The organism is Streptomyces sp. NPDC059740 (genome assembly GCF_042733155.1).
GTDB lineage: Bacteria > Actinomycetota > Actinomycetes > Streptomycetales > Streptomycetaceae > Streptomyces.
Genome location: NZ_JBHWGP010000096.1, coordinates 1 through 2,421, shown reverse-complemented (window position 1 = coordinate 2,421; position 2,421 = coordinate 1). Strand labels below are relative to the sequence as shown.

Sequence of the window (2,421 nt, the reverse complement as noted above, 5' to 3'; positions counted from 1 at the left end):
GTACTGGGTGGGCTGCGCGGCGAGGTCCCGATGTTCCGGGTCTTTTCCGCGCAGCCTCCCGCCGAACCCAGCGGGCATCTATTCGATGCACTGGGCTCTCCAGTGACTACGCCGCGTTCGCTGTTGAGGTGGCGTGGATGTGCTCGTGGCATCCGGTGCAGACAATGAGCGTCTTGCGCCGCATCCTCGCCATCAGGGCTGCCCAGGCGGGCTGTTCCGGACCCGGTGTTCCCAGATCTGCGAGCTTGGCGACCTGGTGAACTGCCACCGTCGCGCCTTGTTCGCACAGTTCGCATCGCCGCCTTCGGAGTCTGTGGATCAGCTCCTTGTGCGGCGGGTGAACTTGGACGGGGGCCGGATCGCGAATAATCGCGCGCCTTGCATGTTTGAGGGGTATTCCACCGAATCGTGATACCAGATCTGGCTTGCCGGGACGTACCTTTCTGGCCTCATAGCAGATCCGCGGCCCGTCTTTGGTTTCAGTCTTTACCCGATAGCGGGCTGACATCTTCCCGACGGAGGAGCGGTGCTTGGCGGCCAGAGTTTTCAGCATGGATGTCTGCGCATTCCAGCACAGCATACCGAGCTGCGACACGTTCTGAGCAAGCAAGTAGTAGTTCACGACGCCCCGATACTCAGCTCCGTAGATCCGAACGATGTCGTGATCGTCCAGGTTTTGGAGCTGGTCCCTGTGCCACGGCTTTCCGTGTTTCCGGTAGGGGGCGCACTTGGCTTTGACCACATCGGTTGGCACGCGCAACGCGATCGTCCCATTGGCCGTACGACGACCTTTGGAGAGTTTCGTGTTGCTGTGCTGGACGATGATGTTGTAGCCGAGGAACCGCGCCGCACGTGTACGGGCGTGTGTAATCAGGGTCTTGTCCTGGTTCAATTCCAGTCCGAGGGTCTCCCGTAGGAACTTCGCCAGTCTGGCCTTGATCTCCTCAGCCTCAGCCTTCGGACCAATGAAGCCCATCAGGTGATCGTCGGCGTACCGTACATAGGTCAGCCTTCGATATCCGGGGTCCATCGGATCTTTTGCGGGCAGACGCTGCATCTGCTTTTGCAGTTCCCGGGCCTGAGCTCGGTCGCCGCGTTGCATAGCACGAAACCGCCGACCCTTCACCCTGAGATACTCGGGGTGTTCTTTTCGGCGGCTTCCCCGCGTGTATTCGGGGATGATTTCCTTCTCTATGAATGCATCGAGCTTGTCGAGGTAGATATTGCTTAATAAGGGTGAGAGGACGCCGCCTTGCGGAGTTCCGCTTAGCGTGTCGTGGTACTCCCAGTCATCCATGTACCCGGCTTTGAGCATGTTACGAACGAGCCGGAGAAACCGGTTATCTTGGATCTTCTCCGCCAATATCCCGAGAAGGATTTCGTGGTCAACGGACCCGAAGCAGTCGGAGATGTCACCTTCGATGAACCACACGGTCCCGGACCAGGTGCGTTGCACCTCGCCAAGCGCGGTATGGCAGCCGCGTCCTTTTCGGAAACCATGCGATCGGGAAGAGAACTGCGGCTCGTAGTACGCTTCCAGCAGAAGACGCACCACTTCGCCGACAAGTTTATCCTCCCATGACGGTAGACCAAGGGGGCGAAGCTTCCCGTTTTTCTTCGGGATGTAAACACGGCGCGCCGGGGAGAACCGGTATCGCTCGCCGCGTATTGCCTCGATGATCTGGTCGATCTTTTCCTCGGACATGCCGTCAGCAGTGTCTTCGCTGACTCCTGGAGTCATCGCACCCTTGTTGGAGTAGATGCCACCATAGGCCAGCAAGTACAGATCCTTGTTGAACATCTGCCTGTAGAGCTGATTACACGGCAAGCCCTTCTCGCCGCGCTCGCGGAGGACAGAAAGCACCGTTTCGGCGTCCTGCATTGCGCATACCTCGCGGTTCTCGTTGTCCCATCACCTGTGCCCCTTCGCCCTGTGGTCCGGTTCTCCCGGTCTCCAGATTGGCAGGACGTTACCCCTGCGACTACTGCGGGCACTCTGTCGCCATAGAACTCGCGCTCCTTAGGCGATCCCACGTTCGTCAGTGCCGTACGTTCTAGCGTGACTTAGGCGTCCCGTTCGTCTCCTTTAATGCCCTTACAGAGCATCGCTCCTGCACCCCAGAGGATTGCGGCAGGCGCCTCTACATCCTGCCGAAGGGGCCGGCGCCGGTTCCAGGCGTCTTTCCGGCGGGTGACAACATTTACACCTTCTGGAAACTGGGATTCAGGCAATCCAGCTTTCGCCATATCACGCGGATCTCCCGACGCACCGCCCCATACGCCTGGGCACGGCCGCCGGTTTCCTGACATGCTATTGTCCCCTTCACCTTTCGGATCTTGGGTAAGCCATCAGATCCAGAGATATTCCTCCAATCTCTGCCCGCTGCGCGGGCTATACGGCACTGCGCCTCGTGGCGCAGA

General features: G+C 59.3%; 1 protein-coding gene. It reads right to left on the bottom strand.

What is annotated here, in order from left to right:
- Positions 1–106: 106 nt before the first annotated feature.
- The gene (locus ACFV3R_RS34570) at positions 107–1,882 is read right to left on the bottom strand and encodes a reverse transcriptase domain-containing protein (protein WP_385591517.1); all 1,776 of its coding nucleotides are present in this window, start codon (positions 1,880–1,882) and stop codon (positions 107–109) included.
- Between the last annotated feature and the right edge of the window lie 539 nt (positions 1,883–2,421).

Coding starts and splice junctions, on each gene's coding strand:
- ACFV3R_RS34570 (WP_385591517.1), bottom strand. CDS start 1,882: ATGCAGGACGCCGAAACGGTGCTTTCTGTCCTCCGCGAGCGCGGCGAG.